General features: G+C 68.3%; 17 protein-coding genes. 5 read left to right on the top strand and 12 right to left on the bottom strand.

Annotation, left to right across the window (positions count from 1 at the left end):
• Positions 1–33 precede the first annotated feature (33 nt).
• Complete coding sequence (locus ACOEQ2_RS06630; protein ID WP_419730592.1) at positions 34–642, top strand: hypothetical protein; 609 nt, start codon at positions 34–36, stop codon at positions 640–642.
• Positions 643–665: 23 nt separating this feature from the next.
• Here ACOEQ2_RS06630 and ACOEQ2_RS06625 read toward each other — a convergent pair whose 3' ends face one another.
• From ACOEQ2_RS06625 to ACOEQ2_RS06610, 4 genes are all read right to left on the bottom strand, one after another.
• Complete coding sequence (locus ACOEQ2_RS06625) at positions 666–2,909, bottom strand: TonB-dependent receptor domain-containing protein (RefSeq protein ID WP_419730591.1); 2,244 nt, start codon at positions 2,907–2,909, stop codon at positions 666–668.
• A gap of 72 nt (positions 2,910–2,981) precedes the next feature.
• Positions 2,982–4,037, bottom strand: a complete 1,056-nt coding sequence (locus ACOEQ2_RS06620) for a sensor histidine kinase (protein ID WP_419730590.1) — start codon at positions 4,035–4,037, stop codon at positions 2,982–2,984.
• Positions 4,038–4,068: 31 nt separating this feature from the next.
• The gene (locus ACOEQ2_RS06615; protein WP_419730589.1) at positions 4,069–4,764 is read right to left on the bottom strand and encodes a response regulator transcription factor; all 696 of its coding nucleotides are present in this window, start codon (positions 4,762–4,764) and stop codon (positions 4,069–4,071) included.
• Positions 4,765–4,952: 188 nt separating this feature from the next.
• Positions 4,953–7,721 carry a hypothetical protein gene (locus tag ACOEQ2_RS06610; RefSeq protein ID WP_419730588.1) on the bottom strand — a complete coding sequence of 923 codons (2,769 nt, stop codon included), beginning with the start codon at positions 7,719–7,721 and terminating at the stop codon, positions 4,953–4,955.
• Between the two features lie 261 nt (positions 7,722–7,982).
• On the opposite strand from ACOEQ2_RS06610, the gene ACOEQ2_RS06605 reads away from it, so the two are divergent.
• Positions 7,983–8,729: a hypothetical protein gene (locus tag ACOEQ2_RS06605; RefSeq protein ID WP_419730587.1), complete on the top strand. Its 747-nt coding sequence runs from the start codon at positions 7,983–7,985 to the stop codon at positions 8,727–8,729.
• A 4-nt stretch (positions 8,730–8,733) separates the two neighbouring features.
• On the top strand, positions 8,734–8,931 hold the full coding sequence (locus tag ACOEQ2_RS06600; protein ID WP_419730586.1) for a hypothetical protein: 198 nt from the start codon (positions 8,734–8,736) through the stop codon (positions 8,929–8,931).
• A gap of 22 nt (positions 8,932–8,953) precedes the next feature.
• Here the strand turns inward: ACOEQ2_RS06600 and ACOEQ2_RS06595 are convergent, their stop codons facing one another.
• The 8 genes from ACOEQ2_RS06595 to ACOEQ2_RS06560 form a co-directional block, all read right to left on the bottom strand.
• Positions 8,954–9,349, bottom strand: a complete 396-nt coding sequence (locus ACOEQ2_RS06595; RefSeq protein WP_419730585.1) for a response regulator — start codon at positions 9,347–9,349, stop codon at positions 8,954–8,956.
• A 7-nt stretch (positions 9,350–9,356) separates the two neighbouring features.
• A complete protein-coding gene (locus tag ACOEQ2_RS06590) occupies positions 9,357–12,494 on the bottom strand; it encodes a CheR family methyltransferase (protein WP_419730584.1) in 3,138 nt (1,045 codons plus the stop codon).
• A gap of 393 nt (positions 12,495–12,887) precedes the next feature.
• Positions 12,888–13,214 carry a response regulator gene (locus ACOEQ2_RS06585; RefSeq protein ID WP_419730583.1) on the bottom strand — a complete coding sequence of 109 codons (327 nt, stop codon included), beginning with the start codon at positions 13,212–13,214 and terminating at the stop codon, positions 12,888–12,890.
• Between the two features lie 143 nt (positions 13,215–13,357).
• Positions 13,358–15,220 carry a DEAD/DEAH box helicase gene (locus ACOEQ2_RS06580; RefSeq protein WP_419730582.1) on the bottom strand — a complete coding sequence of 621 codons (1,863 nt, stop codon included), beginning with the start codon at positions 15,218–15,220 and terminating at the stop codon, positions 13,358–13,360.
• 213 nt (positions 15,221–15,433) lie between these two features.
• Positions 15,434–15,646, bottom strand: a complete 213-nt coding sequence (locus tag ACOEQ2_RS06575; protein WP_419730581.1) for a hypothetical protein — start codon at positions 15,644–15,646, stop codon at positions 15,434–15,436.
• 113 nt (positions 15,647–15,759) lie between these two features.
• Positions 15,760–17,346 carry an amidase gene (locus ACOEQ2_RS06570; RefSeq protein ID WP_419730580.1) on the bottom strand — a complete coding sequence of 529 codons (1,587 nt, stop codon included), beginning with the start codon at positions 17,344–17,346 and terminating at the stop codon, positions 15,760–15,762.
• A 62-nt stretch (positions 17,347–17,408) separates the two neighbouring features.
• A complete protein-coding gene (locus ACOEQ2_RS06565; protein ID WP_419730579.1) occupies positions 17,409–17,768 on the bottom strand; it encodes a DUF305 domain-containing protein in 360 nt (119 codons plus the stop codon).
• Between the two features lie 71 nt (positions 17,769–17,839).
• Complete coding sequence (locus ACOEQ2_RS06560) at positions 17,840–19,249, bottom strand: FAD-binding oxidoreductase (protein WP_419730578.1); 1,410 nt, start codon at positions 19,247–19,249, stop codon at positions 17,840–17,842.
• 73 nt (positions 19,250–19,322) lie between these two features.
• On the opposite strand from ACOEQ2_RS06560, the gene dapF reads away from it, so the two are divergent.
• Positions 19,323–20,126, top strand: a complete 804-nt coding sequence (dapF, locus tag ACOEQ2_RS06555; RefSeq protein ID WP_419730577.1) for a diaminopimelate epimerase — start codon at positions 19,323–19,325, stop codon at positions 20,124–20,126.
• The gene (mtaB, locus tag ACOEQ2_RS06550; protein ID WP_419730576.1) at positions 20,123–21,373 is read left to right on the top strand and encodes a tRNA (N(6)-L-threonylcarbamoyladenosine(37)-C(2))-methylthiotransferase MtaB; all 1,251 of its coding nucleotides are present in this window, start codon (positions 20,123–20,125) and stop codon (positions 21,371–21,373) included. The genes dapF and mtaB overlap by 4 nt, the downstream gene beginning before the upstream one ends.
• Positions 21,374–21,376 lie beyond the last annotated feature (3 nt).

Below are 21,376 nucleotides of genomic sequence, written 5' to 3'. Positions count from 1 at the left end.
AGGGAGATGCGGGAGGTGACCGGAACCAGGGCGATGACGTCGTCTCCTCCCGGAGGGCGTGCGAAGCTCGGGGGTTGTAATGTGGAGCGGGTCGGTGGTCGAGACTATCAGCTGCCCCGCCGCAATGTGTTAACGGGAGTTCTGATGACCGAAGCGACGCGCGCGATGGCAGGCCGTCAGCCCGAAGCTCCAGACCCGGCGTGGCTGCCAAGGCCGATCGCCGGGTTGCTGTTCGGTCTGCTGCTGGGGCTCCCCTCGGCGCCCGTACTGGCGCAAGGCACACCGCCGCCTGCTGCCGCTTCGCCTGGTACGCTTTCTGGTGCGTCGTCTGGTGCGCCTTCTGGTGCGCCTTCTGGCCCCCAGTCACTCAGCGATGAGGAGCGCGCGCGGTGTGACAGCTTTGCCCGGCTGCATCGCTATGCCGAGCAGTCCAAGGCGATGTGCGAGGAGGGTCGGCAGGTCAAGCCGGGCCCGATGACGACGGCAATCCTCGAGCGTTGCCGCGTGCTCGAGGGCGACCGTTTCGACCGGCAGCCGGTCGACGACATGATGGACACCCTCGCCCGCCAGATTTCCGAGCAGGGCATCGGCAATGCCTGCCACGCCGCCAGCGTGCAGGCCTGGAACCTGATCAGCCAGTAGCGTCACCCACGTCGAGGCCAGGTCTAGATCCTGGCCGCGACACTGAAGAAGATGCCGCGACCCGGGTTGACCCAATAAAGCGGCGCCCCGTTGCCGGCGGCGGCTCCCGCATAGCCGATGATGCTCAGATTGTTGAACAGGTTCGTGACCTGGACACCAAGATCGATCTGGCGGTGCTGCTGCAGCGGCAGAAGATAATGCACCGACACATCAGTGGTGTCGTACGACTTGATCGGGAACTTGTCCTTCTGGCCGGTATCGAGCCCATATTGCTGACCGACATCCTTGATCAGGAACGAAGCGTCCAGCTTGTCGCCGCGGCGAATGACGTTTCCATGGTCGAACAGCACACCCGCCACCGCGGTGCGACGCGGCGCCTGCGCGATCTGGGCGCCGTTATGATAGTGGGCGTCGTTGAGTGAGCCATTGGCGTACAGCGCGAACCCGTAACCGACCTGCGCCGTCGCCTCCAGTTCGATGCCCTTGAACGTGGCGTTGCCCTGGTTGGTGTATTCGGTGTTGGTGCCGATCGTGGTCGCGGCAATATAGTTCTGATACTGCAGGTCGTAGAAATCGGCGTCGGCGCTGAGCCAGCCGCGCTGGTACACGGTGCCGATCTGGTAATTGTCGGTGCTCGATGGCTGCACCGTGTTGACGATCTGCGCATAGAACACGTTGAGCGGCGGCGTCAGGAAGCCCTTGGCCGCCTGGAAGAACACCGACCAGTTCTTTGTCAGACGCTCGTTCACGTCGATCGAGGGCAGCGCCTTGTTGTAGGTGGCGTGGTCGTCGGCCGGGCCCTTGATGGTGCGCACCAGCGGTCCGTCGAGGTGGCGCGTGACGGAGCTGTATTTCACGCCGCCGGTGATGGTGAGCGACTGCAGCGGCCGCCAGGCATACTCGATGTAGGGCTGCGCGGTGATCAGCCGGTCGAAATACTGATACTGATACGGCGACGCGCCGCGCTTGGTGACGTAGGGCTGCTGGTCGTGCGTGAGGACCACGTTGGTCTTGTAAAGCGTGTTGTCCTCGCTCTCGAACCAGGCGCCGGTCCGCAGCTGGCCCCAGGGCGTATCCTGGGTGAGGCGCAGGATGTTGCCCCATGCACGATAATCGTTCTGGTAGGCGGCACCTGGAACGGCGTTGTCCAGGTTCACCAACGCGCCGTCGATATAGTATTTGTGGGAGGCCGAACTGGTCAGGTTGGGCGAGCTGAGCGAAGGGTCCGAGGTCTGCACGCCGCGATGGTAGAATGCGGTGGTGTAGGGCTGGTCGGAGACCTTCAGTCCGTTGCCGAAATCGTGATCGAGCTTCAGATATTCGAAGTCGGTGGTGTAGGCATCGCGATTGTACGGCCCGTATGCCTGGCTATGCGGGTCGTCGTTCAACGAGAAGTTGCGGCCGTATTTCTGCATCTCGGCCATCGACGTGCCGTACGGCGTGTCGGTGACGGCATTGTCCAGGTTGACCATCGCGGTGAGCGTGGTGTCGGCGCCGAGCGGCTGGATGTATTTCAGGTAGAAGTTGCGGCGCTCGTCCGACGTGCCGCTCAGCGCGCCGCGGCTCTCGTTGCGCTCGAGGTCGACGATGATGCGGCCGCCATCGAGCAGGCCGCCGCCCAGAGTATGGGTGAACGTGCCGCTATCGGCCTCGAGACCATAGAGCTTGGTGCCGAAGGTTCCGAACGTCGCATACGGCACCAGGGCAGAGGTCGTCGACGGATCCAGCCCGTGCAGCTCGACGTCACCGCCGAAGGTCGCCGAGCCGATCGTCGAGGCGGGGCCGGGGCCGCGATTGACGGTAATGGTCTGCAGATCGTGTGCAACGAAATACGCTGCCGGCTGTGGCGACAGGTTGCTGGGCGAGCCCGGCACCTGGACACCGTCGAACAACACGCTGAACTGGGTGTATTGCAGCCCGCGGATGCTCTGGCCGAAATCCTGCTGCAGGCCGGGACCGTTCGGATCGATGTCCATCGCACTCGGCGTCATCCGCAGGATATCGTCGTAGTTCGAGGTGGCCGGGACGTCCTGCGCGATGAAGCGCTGCGAGATCGTCGAGGTCGGCTCGGTTTCCGTCAGCGAGGCACCCTGCGGCGCCTGCTGCGCGGCAACGCCTGGAAACGCCTGGCCCGTGACCTGGATGGTTTCCGCCGGTGCGGCGGTCTGCGCCTCGGCCGATGTCGTCGCGACAAGTGCAAACAGCGGGGCGAGCGCGAGGAGCGGGGCAGTCGTGCCGCAACACGGAATCGATCGGTAGCCAAACATCTGAGAGTTCGTCCTGACAAGAACCTGACCGGCCGGTTCTAGGGAACTTCTCAGAACGTTCTAGTGAAGCTGTTATGACAGTACAGGCAACAGCACCTGAACAACGCAGTCGGGCCCGGGCAGAAACCCCACGGTACCGCCATGCCGCTGCACCACCTCCTGCACGATCGCAAGCCCGAGGCCGCTTCCGGCGGAAGCCTGGCGCCCCTTGCGGAAGCGCTCGAACATCATCGGTCGCAGCGCTTCCGGAACACCCTGGCCTTCGTCACTGACATCGAGTTTCAGGTGCGAGCGGCCGTCGTCATTCGCAACCCGTATCATGGCCCCTGCCAGGCCGATCCGGCCGGCGCCGTGATGCAGGGCATTCTCGATCAGGTTGCGCACCATGTCCTGCAGGTCGGCGGCATTGCCGCGCAGGCGGAAACCCGGAACCGGTATATCGGGCAACTCCACCGACAGCGCCCGACCGGCGGCCTCCACGAGGGGCAGCATCTGTGCCGCGGCTGCCCGCACCACCCGGTCGAAATCCACCACCGGATCCGTCTCGACACGGTCGGCGCCGGCTCCCTGCTTGCGTGCCAGGTCGAGCAGACCGTCGATCCGCGCGCTCATGCTGGCGATATCCCGTTCGAGTGCGGGCCAGTCCAGCGGGGCACCGTCATGGCGCACGCGCTGCAGCCGGAGCGCCAGAGTTGTCAGCGGCGTGCGCAACTCGTGAGCCGCATTCATGGTGAAACGCCGTTCGACCTCGTAGGCGCCGGCAAGCCGATCGAGCGCCGCATTCATCGCCTTCACCAGCGGCGAAAGCTCCATCGGCAGCCCCCTGGTGCCGATGCGACGGCCGGGATCGTGCGGCCCGACCCGAGCCGCTTCCATCGAGGCGCGCAGCAGCGGGCGCAGCGTCCAGCGGCAAACCACTCCGACCAGCAGCAGCATCAGGCCGCCCACCGGGAGCAGCACCGCGAGGTCCTGCCACGGTTCGGGCAGCTCATCGCCGAGGAGCAGCCGGCTCAGCTCCCGCTCGAGCCCGCTGCCATCCTCGAGCACGTGCAGCCCGGCGACCACGCCGAGTCCAACGCACAGGACCAGCCCCATCGAGATGGTGAGCCGGCCGCGCAGGCTGCCCATCGGCCTCATCGTGGCGCTGCGCCGGTAAAGCTCACTCTGCCGGTCGCGACGCTGCCAGCAGACGGTAGCCGATGCCACGCACGGTCTCGATCGCCACCACGGAGCCGGCCGCCGCCAGCCGGCGACGCAGGCGGGAGACGGTCGCCTCGAGCGCATTGCCGGTGAATACCTCGGCAAATCCGTAGAGCCGGTCTTCGAGCATGTCGCGTACCATGGTCCGGCCGCTGCCCCGCACCAGCTCCTCCAGGAGCGCTGCCTCGCGCCGGGTCAGCGCCAGCGCCCGGCCATCCACCACCGCCTCGCGCGTTGCCGGGTGGAATTGCAGGTCTCCGAAGCCGAGCGGTGGCGCGGCCTCGGGACGTCGTTCCGTGCGCCGGGTGATCGAGCGCAATCTGGCATCGAGCTCAAGCATGTCGAACGGCTTGACCAGGTAATCGTCGGCGCCGGCATCGAGCCCCTGCACGCGATCGCCGACCGATTGGCGCGCCGTCAGCACCAGGATCGGCAGGGCCGCCGCCGGGCCCGCGCGCAGCCGCCGGAGTACTTCGAAACCGTCCAGGTCGGGCAGGCCGAGATCCAGGATGAGGGCGTCGTACGGCACGGTCTCCACCGCTGCCAGGGCATCGTGGCCGCACCCGACAGCATCGGTGGCAAATCCCGCGTGACGAAGATGCGCGCCGAGCATGTCGCGCAGTTCGTCATGATCCTCGACCAGCAGAACCCGCATTGTCGTGCCGCGGCCTCCGCCGGTCTCGTGTTTCCGTGGTCAGGCCGCAGACACCGGGGCATCCGGGGAGGTCCTGCCGCCTGGCCGATCCCGGCACGTGACGTTAGCCGCCACGCACCGAAACCGGAAGATCGATCTGGTGAAGATATCGATCCCCGCCCGCGGTCGCGGACGGGGGATGGTGCCGGTCAGTCGTCGTCGTGCGCCTTGACGACATTGTGAAACGCGCTCGGCCAAAGCATCGTGTGCTCACCCGGATACGGGCGATGCCAGTTGGTCGCCGAGTACCAGATCACATGGTTGAGGAAACGCTCATCCACGATGTCCGCCTTGGTCATGTTCGGCCGCATGATGCGGTTCGACGCGACGTTCCAGGCCTTCTCGAACGGGCTCATCGTGTGCGTGTTCATCGTGTAGTTGGCAGGCCCGGTGCCGGGGATCGGCACATTGCCCGGCCCAATGTTCAGCGCGGTGTTGGCGGGGGTGACCGCGACCGGCGTGAGATCGGCCTTGTTCTGGAAGGCATTGAACATCGGGGTCGCGACCCGGTCGAACTGCGACATCGGCTGCACACCGAGAATGTTCTCTATCGTGCGCTCCATGTTCACGACGGTGTAGGTCGTGTCGATCACCTTGCCGACGCCGCTCGACTGCGGCGCGATGGCGTACGGGCTGATCACGTAGGCCGGCTCACGATGGCCGTCGATGTGGTCGACGCCGTCCTGGCTGTCGTCCTCGGTGACGAAGATCGCCGAGCTGGACCAGACCTTGCTGTGGCTGATCGCGCTGACCAGGCGTCCGAGCGCCAGGTCGTTGTCGGCCTCGTAGTTGTTCGGCAGCGGATTGCCGGTAGTGGTGCCGTTGGTGTGGTCGTTCGGCAGCCAGATCACGGTGAGGTTCGGGACCTGGTTGGCGGCATCCTGTGCGGCCAGCAGCGGCAGGTAGTAGTCCATCCGGTACTGGTCGGGGATGCCCAGGTTGAAGGACGGATAATGCGGGTCGAGCAGCTTGTTGACCGCCGGGATCTGCGACTGCTCGGAGTCCGAGTTCGGCGGCACCACGTTGGCGCCGGACTTGCCGCCGCTCTCGTTATAGAGCGACGTGTTGTAGAAATCGGCCCACGTGTAAGGCTGGTCGGTGGCGGGGTTGTTGGCCACGACCGAGGCGTCGCTCCACTCGCCGTAGATCTTGACGTTCAGGCCCTTTGCGACCGCGTTGGTCCAGATGTAGCCCTTCTGCGTGAAGGTCAGCGCGTCGTTGTCGTTGCCGCCCGGATAGGAGCGGATCCAGTCGGGCGACTGGATGTCGTTCGAGTAGAACGATCCCGCCTCGATGGTCCAAGGATGCCCATCGGCGGACTGGCGGCTCGGCGCGTAGAAATTGTCGAGCAGCGGAAAGCGCTGGATGAAGGCGTGCTGGTTCGGAACGTTGGCGCCGAACACTGCGAGCGACGGATCACCGGCACCCTGGGCCACGTCACCGAGCATCTGGTCGTACGTGCGGTTCTCCTTGATGATGTACCACACATGCTTGATCAGCGACGGCTCGCCGATGCGCTTCGGCACGGCCACGGCCTTGGCATCCGGATCGGCGCCGGTGAGGTCGGCATTGGCGGAGAGCCAGTGGTTGTTGTTGTAAACCTTGACGGTGTCGGCTGCGAGCTCGGCCGCGGTCGGGATCTTGATCAGGCTGACCGCACCGGTGTCCTGGTGGGTGTTGAACGCCGAAACGCCATGCGCGGTGCCGATCGAGCCCTGCGCGCCGGTGCCCTTGTCGTTGGCGACCACCAGCTGGCTGGTGCCCGGGTCGTAGCCGATCGCGGTCGGGAAATAGAGCGTGGGGATGTAGCCGATCACCGCGTTGGCGTCCGACTTGGAAAGGTCGACCACGGCGACGGCGTTGGACTCGCCCAGCGTCACGTAGAGCCGGTTGCCGACCACTGCGACGAAGTCGGCACCCGCACCGAATGCGCCGTTCGCCAGCGGCACGCCGACGGGGATCGTCCGCACCACGGTGTTGGTGGCGGTGCTGATCACCGAGACGGTGTCGCTATAGGCGTTCGCGACATAGACGTAGCCGTTCGACTGCGCCATGCCCGCCGGGCGCAGACCGACATTGATCGTCGCCGCGACCTGGCCGCTGGTGTTGATCACCGAGACCGTGCCGGTGGTCGCCGCACCCGTCGTCTTGTCGGCGACCATCGGGGTGCCGTCGGACAGGGTGGTGAAGTCGGACGCGGTCGCCGTACGGCCGCCCTCGTTCGCAACGTAGGCGTAGTTGCCGGCGATGATGACGTGGTTCGGCGCGTTGCCGACCGGGATCTGGCCGATCAGCGCGCCGCTGGTCGGGTTGAACACACCGACCGCGTTGCTGGCGCTGAGCGCCACCAGCGCCTCGTTGTCGTCCACCACCGCGATGCCGCCCGGATCGGCAGTACCGGCGGTGTAGAGGTTCGGATTGTTCGGCGCCGGGATGGTCACGGTGGTGCCCTGCGTCAGCTCGCCGTTGACCGGGCTCACGTTCACCACCTGGACCTTGCTGTCGTCCTGGCTGAACATCAGCTTGGTGCCGTCGGGGCTGTAGGCGATGCCGGCGAACGATCCGGTGGCGTCGGGCGTGAAGGTCGAGCCGGATTTGGCGACCGGAACGTAGCGCTGCAGCACCGCACCCGTGCGGGTGTCGAACACGATCACCGGCTCGGCGGCGCTCATCAGCAGCACGGCGGCCGTATGCGTCTTGGTGTTCGGATTGAGCGCGATCGCCTTGGCGCGCACCGGCGAGCCGAGCTGCACGGTGACGCCGGCCGGCGTCAGCAGCTGGTTGCTGGAGGCCAGGATCGAGCCGTTCAGCTGCGGCCCGACGGTCTTGGTCTCGGTATCCGCAGCCATGGCAAAGCCAGGTGCGGCAAGCACCACGGCAAGCACGCTCGCGAGCGAGCGGTTGAGTTGAGTTCGCAAAGGGTTGGCTCCTTGTCTCGACCGCACCGCGCCGCCATGCCGCGCTTTCGCACAGGCATGCCTCAGCTCCTGGTCCGGCGACCAAAATTGGTCCGTCACATCCGGCAGAGCGGTGGATAGGGGGCGTGCCTGACGCCCGCCTGACAGCAGCGTCGGACTTTCATGAACAATTGAAGTCGGTTGCGGGGGCCGGTGGCGGGAACGCGGATGATCCTCGCCGCCCCTGGTGTGGTCGCACCGGAATGATCTAAGCCGTGGGGCATGGCGCCCTTGCAGCTGATCCCGACCGTCCTTGCTTCAGGTGCCGCCTCCGCTGTCGAGTTCATCGAGGCGTTGACCGTCGTGCTGGCCCTGGGTGCGGCCCGCAACTGGCGCTCGGCGCTGACCGGTGCGGCCGCGGCGATCCTGCTCCTGGCGCTGCTGCTGGCCACGTTCGGCTCGCTGCTGCGGCACCTGCCGATCGCCCCTGCGCAGTTCGTGCTCGGGCTGCTGCTGCTGCTGTTCGGAACCCGGTGGCTCCGCAAATCGACCCGCCGGAGCGCTGGCCTGATCCCGATGCGCGACGAGACTGCGGCCCTGCAGCGTCACGAAACGCGATTCGCGGCCATGGCGCGCGGACCTGGACCCTGGGACGCCCCAGCCCTGGCGATCGCGTTCCAGGCCACCGCCTTCGAAGGGCTCGAGGTCGTGTTCATCGTCGGTGCGATCGGGGAGACCGGTCCGGCCGCCATGCGTGCCGCGGTGCTGGGCGCGGTGGCCGCCTTCCTGCTCGTGTGCGTGATCGGCCTGATCCTGCGCGGCCCGATCACCCGGGTTCCGGAGAACGCCCTGAAGCGCCTTCTGGGGGCGATGCTGTCCGGCCTCGGGACGTTCTGGATCGGGGAGGGCTGTGGCCTCGCCTGGCCCGGAGGCGACCTGGCGGTGCTCTGGCTCGGGCTGGCGTTCCTGCTCGTCTCGGCGCTCGGAGTGGCTCGCCTTGCCGGCGCGACTCCCGCGGGCCGGGGCTGACCTCGTGAGGGTCCTGCTCAGCCTTGCCACGCGGATATGGAAGGTGTTCGTGGATGACGGCCGGGTGCTGGCAGCGCTGCTCGCCTGGATCGGTCTTGCCGGTGTCGTGCTGCCTTATCTGGCACTCGGCGAGTGGTCGGGGCCTGTCCTGTTCGCCGGCATCGCCACCATCACGTTCATCAGCCTGAAGCCACGCCCCTGACGCGGCGACCATCGACTGCCGGTCAGACGACCTCGACGTCGCTTTTTTCCAGCATGGTGGCCAGTGTCTCGATCAGGATACGGCCGCTCAACGGCTTCTCGCACCGCGGATAACCGCGATATTGCGCCTCGACGACATCGCCATGATAGCCCGTGGTGAACACGAACGGCACGCCCCGTGCCATCAACGCGTCCGCGATCCGGTAGGACCGCTCGCCATGCAGATCAACGTCCAGCAGCGCGATATCGACCGTGAAGTCGGCCTCCTCCACCGTTGCCAGTGCCTCGGCCGCCCAGCCGATCGGCCCCACGACCTCGGCACCGACGCTCTGCAGCATCTCCGACAGGGCGTCACCGATGAGGTAGTCATCCTCGACGACGAGAACCCTGCGATCCTGTAGGCGAATGCTCCCGGTCATTGCCGCATCATCCACTGTCACTCTTCAATGGCATAACAATTCGGCACGAAATGCCGTCATCACGAAGCGAGTATTGGGTTTCGGCACGGAGCGCGAACCGCAACGCGCGGTCGATCAGTTGCCGGCCGTAGCCACGCTTGTCCCGGCCTTCGAGCGGGATCACCACACCCTCCTCGTGCCAGTCGAGAACCAGCTGCGTCCCCTTGGGCCCGTCGTCACGCAGCGACCAGGCGATATCGAGGCGGCCGGACGGCACGGTCAGCGCGCCGTATTTCAGGGCGTTCGTCGCCAGCTCGTGCAGGGCGAGCGCGAAGGTCTGCACCTGCTCCAGCCGTAGCGTGACCGGCGGCCCCGACACGGTCACCCGCTCGTCGTCGGCCGCATGCGCGTTGAGCTCCGTGCGGACGATCTCGCCCAGCCCGACATCGTTGTTGGCGGCCTTGCTGATCAGGCCCTGGACCCGGCCGAGCGCCGAGAGCCGGTGCATGTAGCTCTCGATCGTGCCACCCTTGCCGAGCGTCTGCAGCGCGATCGCCTGCACCATCGCCAGCAGGTTGCGGGTGCGGTGCTGCAGCTCGGCGATCAGCACCGTCTGGCGCAATTCGGCCTGCGCCAGCGTCGTGATGTCGACGAACGTCACGACAACGCCCTCGACCTTGTGCTGCACGTCGCGATAGGCCGAAAGCCGCATCAGATAGTGCGTCTCATCCAGCTCGTGGCCGGACTGCTGCTCGGAGCTGCGCTGGATCCGGTGCTCGACGGGCCGGCCGTGCTCCAGGACCACGGCGAGATCGTCGGTGAAGCCCGGGAGATGCAGCCGGCTGGCGAGATCGGTGATCGGCCGCCCGCGATCGCCGGGCAGGATGTTGAAGACCCGCGTCAGCGACGGCGTGAAGCTCCGGATCACCAGCTTGCGGTCGAGGAACACGGTTGGCTGGTCGGCGCTGTCGAACAGGTTCTGCAGGTCGCTATGGGCGAGGTCGAGCGCGTCGATCTTGGCGGTGAGCTGCGCATTGACGGTGTGCAGCTCCTCGTTCAGCGACTGCAGCTCCTCCTTGGACGCCTCGAGCTCCTCGTTGCTCGACTGCACCTCCTCGTTGACCGAAACGAGCTCCTCATTGGAGGACTTCAACTCCTCGATCGCGGTTTCGTACTCCTCCACCATCGCCTGCAGGCGCTCTCGGGTGTCGTGCAGTTCGCGCTCGAGCTGGATCGCGGCGCCATCGTCGCGGGGCCCGGCGGTGCCGAACGCCTCTGCGCGGCTCTGCGTCGGACCCTCATCCTCGAACAGGATCACGAACAGCGGCTCGCTCTCGGGCCGGTCGCGCAACGGATCGACCGTCAGCGTGACCCGCTGCACCCGGCCATCGTCGCCTTCCACGGCGAGCCGCTCGCGCCGGATGGTGCGGTTGGTCTCGACCGCCTCGCGGAACGCCGCATACAGGTCGAGCCGCAGCCCCTTGCGCGCCATGGTGAGGACCTGCCGCGTGGGCTGGCCCGCCGCCGCCTCGAGATACTTGCCGGTGCGCGCCGAGTAGAACACCACGTCGCCGTCGCGGCTGACCACCACATGCGCCGGTGCGAACCGCTCCAGCACCTGCGTCTCGACCGCCTGGCGCAGCACCATGCTGCCGCCGGAGCCGGTCCGTATCGCCGTCTCCCCGGCGCGACCCGGGCGCGGCGGGTTCAACGTGAGCGGCACCCGCACCGAGTCCGAGCTGTGCCCGCGGCTGCGAAAGATCCGCTGTTTCTTGTCGATCGGGGCGAACAGGTCGGAGAACTGGCCGATATTCTCCGATGTGCCGAGGAACAACGTGCCGCCCGGCCGAAGCGCGTAGTGGAATGTCGGGATCACCTGGTTCTGCACGTCGGCGCCGAAATAGATCAGCAGGTTCCGGCAGGAGATCAGGTCGATGTGTGAAAACGGCGGGTCCCTGATGACGCTGTGCGGCGAGAACACGCAGAGATCCCGCACCGCCCGGTTCAGCAGGTAGCTGCTGCCGTCGAGCACGAAATACTTCTCCCGCCGCTCGGCCGAGACGTTCGCCAGCAGGGCCGCCGGATAGCGCGCCGCACGCGCGATCGACAGCGCGCTCTCGTCGATGTCGGTGGCAAAGATCTGCACCCGCGGCGCCCGCGGACCCGACGGCCCATCCAGTGCGCCGGACATGGTGCTGCCGCCGGCGCGCGTCTCGATGTGCTCGACCACCAGGATCGCCAGCGAGAACACCTCCTCGCCGGTGGCGCATCCGGGCACCCACAGGCGCACGGTATCGGCAGGGCTGCGGCCCTCGAACAGCTTCGGGATGACCTGCTCGGCCAGCACCTCGAACGCCTCGGCGTCGCGGAAGAAGTTGGTCACGTTGATCAGGAGATCGCGGAACAGCGCCTCGACCTCGGGGCTGTCCTGCCGCAGCCGTTCCACATATCCGGCGATCGTCTGGATCTGGACGATCTGCATGCGACGCTGGACCCGGCGCAGGAACGTCTTGACCTTGTAGCCGCCGAAATCGTGGCCGACCTCGCTGCGCAGGATCGCGCAGATGTCGTGCCGCGCCGCCAGCAAGGGGGCATCGTCGGCCGTGGCATCACCCGGGGCGTCGTCCGCGACATCGTCCAGGAGCGACGCGATCCCACCGACCGGGCGCAGGCTGCGCGCGAACGCCGAAAGCTTGGCCCCCATAGCCTCCACCGGAACCGCCAGGTCGACCATGCCGGTCGAGATGGCGCTGCGCGGCATGTCGGGATGCTGCGGGCCGTAACTGTCGGCTGCCTGCGCCAGGGTCAGGCCGCCATGTTCCTTGATCGCCTTGACGCCCAGCGCACCGTCGCCGTCGCCGCCGGACAGCACGATGCCGACCGCCCATTCGGCCTGGTCGAGTGCCAGCGCGCTGAAGAACACGTCGATCGGCTTGCGCTCGCGGGTTCCGGCGATCGGCCGGCTGACCTGCAGGCAGCCCTCCCGGATGCCGAGGACAGCATCGGATGGCAGGACATGCACGGTGTCCGGGTCGATCCGCGCCCCGTCCCTGGCCACCATCACGTCGAGCGTGGTGTAGCGCGCGATGATCTCGTGCAGCACGCTGGCCCGTTGTGGGTTGAGGTGCGTGACGATCACCAGCGCCAGCCCGGGCCTGTCGGGCAATCCCCGAAACAGACCCTCGAGCGCCTCGATCCCACCCGCCGAGGCGCCGACACCGACGATCGGGAACCGCGCTGTCTGGCCGGAAGGTGCAGGGTTTTCGTCGTTGGTCGAAGGCGGCTCCCGATCGATGCCCGCACCACCCGTGGCTTCGTCCAGGGGTGAATCGTGAGAGTGATCAGGGTTCACTGACCGGGGCGCTCGAGCAGGGGTTCAGCCAGCTTGACCATCGGAAGCAGAGCGTGCGGCCTTTCCGGGAGTTTCCCGCCATGGCAGGGCTGGCGACGCCAGGAATGACCTGTGTCTCATTTTAACGCCTGCCGGCGCCAGTGCGTTCGGCCTCGCACTGAAGCAGGTCACGCTCACTTTATCGGAAGGTGCAGCGCGCGGATATGTCTAGCCGACGGGTGGGTGTACCAGCGATCGCGCCAGCCGCACGAGGTCGCTCGGCAGATAGGGCTTCTTCAGCAGCCTGTAGCCGAGCTCGTTCTGCCCGCTCGCCTTCAAGGCCTCGGGCCGGCCCGAGGCGATGATGACCGGGATCTCCGGGATCAGCTGCCGCACACGCGCCGCCACCTGGGATCCGTCGGCGGTGCCCGGCATGTGGAAGTCGGTCACCAGCAGGCTGAATTGCCGCGGGGGCTGCTGCATCAACGCCATCGCGATGTCGCCGTTCTCGACCTCGAGAACCTCATAGCCGGCGTCCTGCAGGGACTCCGACATGATTTCGCGGATCAGGGGTTCGTCTTCAACCAGCAGCACGCACACAAGGAAGCCTCTCGACGGTCGGCACGACATCTAGCGCCAGTCTCAACGTATCGTTCCGTATCTCCCGGTACGATACGTAGCCGTGGCGCCGGATGCGGCTACGACGCCCGCTTGCGGGACGAGTTCAGCTTCGGGGGAGCACGTCGACGATCGCTCGCGGCGCCAGCCGAACCACGACGTGCCGGCGCACCCTTGGCCGGAGCATAGCCGGCGCCATGGCTTTGCGGACGCGGCGAGGGGCCGGCGGTCGGGGCCGTGCTGGCCGAGATGGTGACCTCGTCGTCGTCGGTGGCGGCGATGCAGGCAGCGAACCGCTCGGCCATGGACTGGCTGATCTCGAACCGAGTCTCGCCGTCGAAGATGCGGATGGCGCCGATGTCGCGCTTGGTCACGCCGCCGAGACGGCAGATCAACGGCACCAGCCATTTCGGATCGGCCTTGTCGTTGCGGCCGATCGGCATGCCGTACCAGACGCTGGGCTCGTCGGAGCGCGGCTCACGGGGCGCCCGCGGCTCGCCCGAATGCTCGGACCGCTCCGCACGCTGATACTCGGACCGCTCCGCTCGTTGATACTCGGATCGCTCCGCTCGGGGCGCCCGCGCCGGCCGGTCGGCATAGTCGCCCGCCGGCACGCGACGCTCCGGACCCGGCGACATCGCGCGGATCTCCTCGGGGTCCGGCAGCTTGGCGCGATACAGCCGCACCAGAGCAGCGGCGATCTCCTCCGGCGTGCGACCCGCCAGCAGAGCCTGGCCGAGCGCCTGGTCCTCGGGGGTGAATTCCTCGGTCAGGATCGGGTCGGCCAGCAGCCGCTCGCCATCGCGGGTGCGGATCTCGTCGGCGGTCGGAGCCCCGCTCCAATGTGCCTGCACGCGGGCGCCGGCCAGCAGCTGCTCGGCCTTGCGACGGCGCATCACCGGCACCACCAGCACGCAGGTGCCCTTGCGCCCGGCGCGTCCGGTGCGACCACTGCGATGCAGCAGGGTGGCGCTGTCGGTCGGCAGGGCGGCGTGGATCACCAGCCCCAGGTCGGGCAGGTCGATGCCGCGCGCCGCCACGTCGGTCGCGACGCATACCCGCGCACCACCGCTACGCAGCGCGTCCAGCGCGCGGGTGCGCTCGGCCTGGCTCAGCTCGCCGGACAGCGCCACGGAGGAGAAGCCGCGCTCGAGCAGGCTGCCGTGCATGTGGCGCACCATCTCGCGGGTCGAGCAGAACACCATAGCGGTCGGGCTCTCGAACCAGCGCAGCACGTTCACCACCGCATGCTCGGCCTCGTGCGGTGCTGCCAGCACGGCGCGGTAATCTATGTCGGCGTGCTGGCGGGTGCCGGACACGGTGTCGATGCGCAGCGCGTCGCGCTGGTACTTGCGCGCAAGCGTGGCGATCTCGCGGGCGATGGTGGCGCTGAACAGCAGCGTGCGGCGATCGGTGGGAGTCGTGTTCAGGATCTGCTCGAGCTCGTCCTTGAAGCCGAGATCCAGCATCTCGTCGGCCTCGTCGAGCACCACGACCTTCATCTCGGAGGTGTCGAGCCGCCCACGCGACAGGTGGTCGCATAGCCGCCCGGGGGTGCCGACAACGATATGGCAACCGCCCTCGAGCACCCGCGCCTCGCGACGCACATCCATGCCGCCGATACAGGCGACGATGCGGGCGCCGGCATCCGCATACAGCCAGGCGAGCTCCTTGTGGACCTGCACCGCGAGCTCACGGGTCGGCGCGATCACCAGGGCCAGCGGCTTGGTCGCGCGGCCGAAGCGCTCGGCGTCACCGAGCAGGGTCGGGGCGGCGGCGATCCCGTACGCGACCGTCTTGCCGGAGCCGGTCTGTGCCGACACCAGCAGGTCGCGACCCTCCGTCTCCGGCTGCAGAACGGCCTGCTGAACCGGGGTCGGCTCCTCGTAGCCGCGTGCGATCAGCGCACTGGCGAGGGACGGGTGGGTCGCGGGAAAAGGCATGCGTGGGGCAATCCATCAGGGACGCGCGGCCGACCGCCCCGCAGAACAGCGGTTCGGGAGAGGGCGGATGCGATCGGGTTGAGGGAGCGGACATAGAGAGGCCCGACCGCAAAAGCCAGCAAAACCGCGATGCCGGGACTGCATGGCCCCGTCGCGCCCGCGTGCATCGCCCTGCCGCGCTGGCTTGAAACCGCCCTGCCGGTCCGCTCGGAACTAGCCCTGCGCCCCGGCCAGCCAGCGATCGATCGCCGCCTGGGCCGTATGCACCGCCACTTTGAAGGAGCCACGCAGCCCCTCGCTCCGCGCCGTGCCGCGTTCTGCGCCGCTCTCCGGACCGTCCTCCGGGTAGATCACCCAGGCTCTTGCGCGATCGGTCTCCGGCCACACCACATACCGGCAATCGCGGTAGCTCAATATCTGCTGCATCGTCCTCGCCACCCGGGGTGCTGCCCCGCGGCTCGCCTGCCGCGCGGGGTCCCCTGCCTATTTCGCCTAGCCCGAAGTGGCGGTCCGGTCAGTTCACAAGTTGTTCGTTTCGTTCACATCTTCGAAGAGGCCCCGCCGACGACCGGCACCAGCAGCGCCTCCACCGACGGCACGGCATCGATCGACGGCGGATAGTGCGGCGTCGGCATCACCGGATGCGCCTGCTCGAACGCATAGCCGAACCCCAGCAGCCTGCCCTCGGACCAGGCCGGCCCGATGAAGGACAGCCCGACCGGCAGCCCGGACACCAGCCCCATCGGCACCGTCAGATGCGGCATCCCGGCCACCGCCGGCAGGGTGCTGGCGCTGCCCATGTCGTGATCGCCATCGATCGTGTCGATCTTCCAGGCCGGCGAACCGGTCGGCGCCACCAGCGCGTCGAGATGGTCGGCGGCCAGCAGCCGGTCGATGCCCTCGGGGCCGGCCATGCGCCGTGCGGTGTCGCGCGCGGTGATGTAGGCCGGGTCGTCGAGGCCCTTGGTCGCCTCGGCCTTGATGAACTGCTCCTGCCCGAACAGCCCGAGCTCGCGATCATGGTGCGCGTTGTTGAAGGCGATCAGGTCGGCCAGCGTGCGGTACTTCACCACCGCCGGCGTGCTGGCGAGGTAGGCGTTCAGCCCGGCCTTGAGCTCGGTCAGCATCACCGCCTGCTCGTCGTTGCCGATGGTGTCCATGCCCGGGAAATCGGTGATCTCGACCAGCGTGGCGCCCTGTGCGCGCAGCACGCCGAGCGCCTGATCGAACACCGCGTCCAGCTCGGGATGATAGCCGGCGGCGAACCGCATCACCCCGATCCGCTTGCCGGCCAGCGCGTGCGCGTCCAGCGCCGTCGTGTAGTCGATGCGGTGCGTGTCGGCATCGGCGGTCGCGGGATCGGCCGGGTCGCTGCCGGCAATCACGGTGAGCAGGCGGGCGGCATCGGTCACGCTGCGGGTCATCGGCCCGGCGGTGTCCTGGCTCACCGAGATCGGGATGATGTGGGTGCGCGACACCAGCCCGACCGTCGGCTTCAGCCCGACCAGGCCGTTGAGCGAGGCCGGACAGGTGACCGAGCCGTCGGTCTCGGTGCCGATGGCGATCGGCGCCAGCGAGGCCGCCACCGCAACGCCGCTCCCCGAGGATGAGCCGCAGGCCGAGCGATCCAGCGAATACGGGTTGCGGGTCAGACCGCCGACGCCGCTCCAGCCGCTGACCGAGCGGCTGCCGCGCATGTTCGCCCACTCGGACAGGTTGGTCTTGCCGAGAATGACCGCGCCCGCCGCGCGCAGCCGTGCCACCAGCGGTGCATCGCGACCGGACACGTTCTGCGCCAGCGCCAGCGAACCAGCGGTGGTCGGCATCGGGTCGGCGGTCTCGATGTTGTCCTTGATCAGCACCGGAATGCCCTCGAGCAGCCGGGCCGGCTCGTGACCGTGCCTGGCGTCGCTGGCGCGGGCCTCGTCGAGCGCGCGCGGATTGATCTCGAGTACCGCCCGCAGCGTCGGCCCTGCTGCATCGATTGCGGCGATGCGCGCGCTGTACAGCTGCACCAGCTGCTCCGACGTTACCCGCCCGGCGGCGAGGTCGGCCTCGATGGCGGCCATCGTGCGGCCCTCGATCGGGTACGGCGCCGGGTCCGCGCGGGTCGTTTCGCTCGACATGAGTGTTGAGGCTCCCAGGAGAAAGGCGAAGGCGCGGGCGGTCGGCAGCATGTGGCGGTGTCTCATCGGTTCGGGTGTGCCGCCATCCAGGCGTTCATCTGGACGATCTCGCGCTGTTGGGCGGCAATGATGTCGCGCGCCATGCGGCGCAGTTCCGGATCGTGGCCGTAGCGCAATTCCACCTTCGCCATGTCGATCGCGCCGGCATGGTGCGGCGTCATCATCGCGACGAAATCGTGGTCGGCATCGCCGGTCATCGGGGCCGCCGCCATCTGCTGCTGCATCCGGCTCATCCCGGCCATCATCGCCTGGTCTGCACCGCCAGGCGCCGTCGCCTCCGCCGCAAGGCAGGGCGACGAGAGCAGTGCACCCATCAGGCCGGCGGCCAGCATGATCCGGGGCAGCGAGTGCGAGCGCTTCATGATGTCCGGTCCGGAAGTGATTGCGGTAGTTTCCCGGCTCGATGCCCGAACGGCAAGGCCCCGCGGCCAGCCTATTCCGCCGGCAGCACCTTGCCCGGGTTCAGGATGCCGTCCGGATCGAGCGCCCGCTTGATCGCGCGCATCACCGACACCCCGGCGCCATGCTCGAGCATCATGAAATCGAGCTTGCCGTGGCCGATGCCGTGCTCGCCGGTGCAGGTGCCGTCCATGCCGATCGCCCGACGGACCAGCCGGTCGTTGAAGCGTTGGGCCGCTTCGAGCTCCGTCGCCGAGCCCGGATCGAGCGGCAGCAGGCAATGGAAATTGCCGTCGCCGACATGGCCGACGATGGCGCCCCGGAACGGCAGCGCCTGCATGTCCGCGGTGGTCTCGACGATGCACTCGGCCAGCCGCGAGATCGGCACGCATACATCGGTGGTCCAGCTGCGGCAGCCGGGCCGGGTGGCGTTCACCGCCCACAACGCCTCGTGCCGCGCCTTCCACAGCTTTGCCCGATCCTCGGCCAGCGTCGCCCAGTGCAATGGGCCGGCGCCATGCTCCAACGCCGCCTCCTGCACCGTCGCGACCTGCTCTGCGACCTGGCCCTCGCTGCCGTGGAACTCGAGGAACAGCGTCGGCGCCGTCTCGTTGTCGAGCCCGGAATAGCGGTTCACCGCGTCGATCGCGGCGGCGTCGAGGAACTCGATCCGCGCCATCCGCACCGACAGCTGGATCAGCCCGATCACGCACTCCACCGCCGACTGCACGCTGGGGAACGTCACCACGGCGCTGGCGATGGTCTCCGGGATCGGCGAGAGCCGCACCGACAGCTCGGTGATGATGCCGAGCGTGCCCTCCGAGCCGATCAGCAGCCGGGTCAGGTCGTAGCCGGCCGCCGATTTGCGCGCGCGGCCACCGGTGCGCACCACGCTGCCGTCCGCCATCACCGCGACCAGCGACAGCACGACGTCGCGGATGGTGCCGTAGCGCACCGCGTTGGTGCCCGACGCCCGGGTCGCCGCCATGCCGCCGATGGTCGCCGGCGCACCCGGATCGACCGGAAAGAACAGCCCGAGATCGCGCAGGTGGGTGTTGAGCTGCGCGCGGGTGACGCCGGCCTCGATGCTGCAGTCGCCGTCCTCGGGCCGCACGCCCAGGACCCGAGTCATCCGCGACAGGTCCAGGCTGACGCCGCCCTCGAGCGCCGCGACATGACCCTCCAGCGAGGTCCCGGCGCCGAACGGCACCACCGGCACGCGGGCTTGCGCGCACAGCCGCACCAGGTCGGCGACGTCGGCTGTGCTTTCGGCGAACACCACAGCGTCGGGCGGTACGCCGGGGTGCCAGCTTTCCTCGTGGCCGTGCCGCTCGAGTTCGGAGGCGTTGCGCGCGAGCCGGTCACCGAACCGCGCCGACAATGCCGTCCAGAGCGCCTCGGGCAGCGCGCGCCGGGTGTGTGCTGCGCCCGCCACGGCTGTCATTCCATGCTGGTCCATCGTCCGGCCGCTCCCCAACTCTTCGCATCGCGATGCCGCATCCTTTATAGGAGCCGCCATGCTGATCGACTTCCACAAGATGCACGGGGCAGGCAACGATTTCGTCGTGCTGGACGAGCGCGTCCGGCCGCTCGGGCTGGAACCGGCCGCCATCGCGCGCCTCGCCGATCGCCGCACCGGTATCGGCTGCGACCAACTCGTGCTGCTGCAGGCCCCCGATCCCGGCTCCGACGATACCGTGCGGGTGCGCTTCTTCAACGCCGACGGCAGCGAGTCCGGCGCCTGCGGCAACGCCACCCGGTGCGTCGCCTCGCTGCTGGCGCACGACAACCCCCGCGCCGATCTGCGCATCCGCACCGACGCCGGCCTGCTCACCGCCGAGGTGCTGGCCGACGGCGAGGTCACCGTCGACATGGGCCAGCCCGGGCTCGAATGGCGCCAGGTCCCGCTGGCGCACCAGGTCGACACGCTGCATCTGCCGATCGGCGGTGACCCGGCCGCCTGCTCGATGGGCAACCCGCACGCCACGTTCTTCGACGTCGATCTCGATCCCGCCCGCGCCGGCCCCGACCTGGAGACCGACCCGCTATTCCCCGAGCGCGCCAATATCGGCTTCGCGCAGATCCTGTCACGCGACCGGATGCGGCTCGTCGTCTGGGAGCGCGGGGCCGGCCTGACGCCGGCCTGCGGGTCCGGCGCCTGTGCGGCCGTGGTGAACGCGGTGCGGCGCAACCTGACCGACCGGCGCGTCACGGTCGAGATGCCCGGCGGCGAGCTCGTCATCGCGTGGGACGATTTCGGCCACGTCCGGATGACCGGCCCCGCAATCGTGTCGTTCACCGGCCAGGTCGAGCTGCCATGACCGGCGCTGCGCCCGACATCCTGACCTTCGGCTGCCGGCTCAACACCTGGGAGAGCGAAGTCATGCGCGCCCATGCGAGCGGCCTCGCCGACGTCATCATCGTCAACACCTGTGCCGTCACATCCGAGGCCGAGCGCCAGGCGCGGCAGGCGGTGCGTCGCGCGCATCGCGACCGTCCGGACGCCCGCATCGTCGTCACCGGGTGCGCGGCACAGCTCGATCCGGCCGCATGGACCACGCTGCCCGGCGTCGTGCGCGTCCTCGGCAACGAGGAGAAGCTGCAGGCGGCGAGCTGGACGGAGACCGCACTCGGCTCCGGCGACGCGGTGTCGGACATCATGGCGGCGCGCGAGACGGCGGCGCATCTGGTGACCGAGTTCGTCGGCCGATCCCGCGCCTTCGTGCAGGTGCAGCAGGGCTGCGACCATCGCTGCACCTTCTGCATCATCCCGTTCGGTCGCGGGCCGTCGCGCTCGGTGCCGATCGGCGTGGTGGTCGACCAGGTCCGCGCGCTGGTCGATGCCGGCTACCGCGAGGTGGTGCTGACCGGCGTCGACATCACCTCCTATGGCGGCGACCTGCCCGGCCGTCCCGCACTCGGCCAGCTTGCCCGGCGGCTGCTGGCACTGGTTCCGGGCCTCGAGCGGTTGCGGCTGTCCTCGCTCGATCCGGTGGAGATCGACGCCGACCTCTGGCAGCTGATCGAGCACGAGGAACGCCTGATGCCGCATCTGCACCTGTCGCTGCAGGCCGGTTCCGACCTGGTGCTGAAGCGCATGAAGCGCCGGCATCTGACCGACGACGCCGCCCGCGTGGTGGAGCGCGCACGCCGGCTGCGGCCGGGCATCGGCTTCGGCGCCGACCTGATCGCGGGCTTCCCGACCGAGGACGACGCGCTGTTCGAGGAGACCCTCGGCTTCGTGCGCACCCACGAGTTGCCGTATCTGCACGTGTTCCCGTACAGCGAGCGCCCCGGCACCCCCGCGGCCCGGATGCCGGCGGTTCCGGTGGCAGTCCGGCGGGAACGTGCGGCACGGCTGCGCGAGGCCGGCACGCTGAGCGCCCGGGCGTTCCACCAGGGCTTCGTCGGCACCGAGGCGCGGGTGCTGCTGGAGACTCCCACCGGCGGCCATTCCGAGCAGTTCGCACCGGTGCGTTTCGAGCAGCCGGCCGGCGAACCTGGCCAGGTGGTGGCAGCGCGGGTGCTGGCGCAGGCGGGCACCGGCCTCCAGGCAGTAAGGATCTGACGC

The organism is Lichenicola sp. (assembly GCF_965198575.1).
In the GTDB taxonomy this organism is placed as follows: domain Bacteria; phylum Pseudomonadota; class Alphaproteobacteria; order Acetobacterales; family Acetobacteraceae; genus Lichenicola.
The sequence above is the reverse complement of the archived record's forward strand: the minus strand, read 5'-3'. Positions and strand labels throughout refer to the sequence as shown.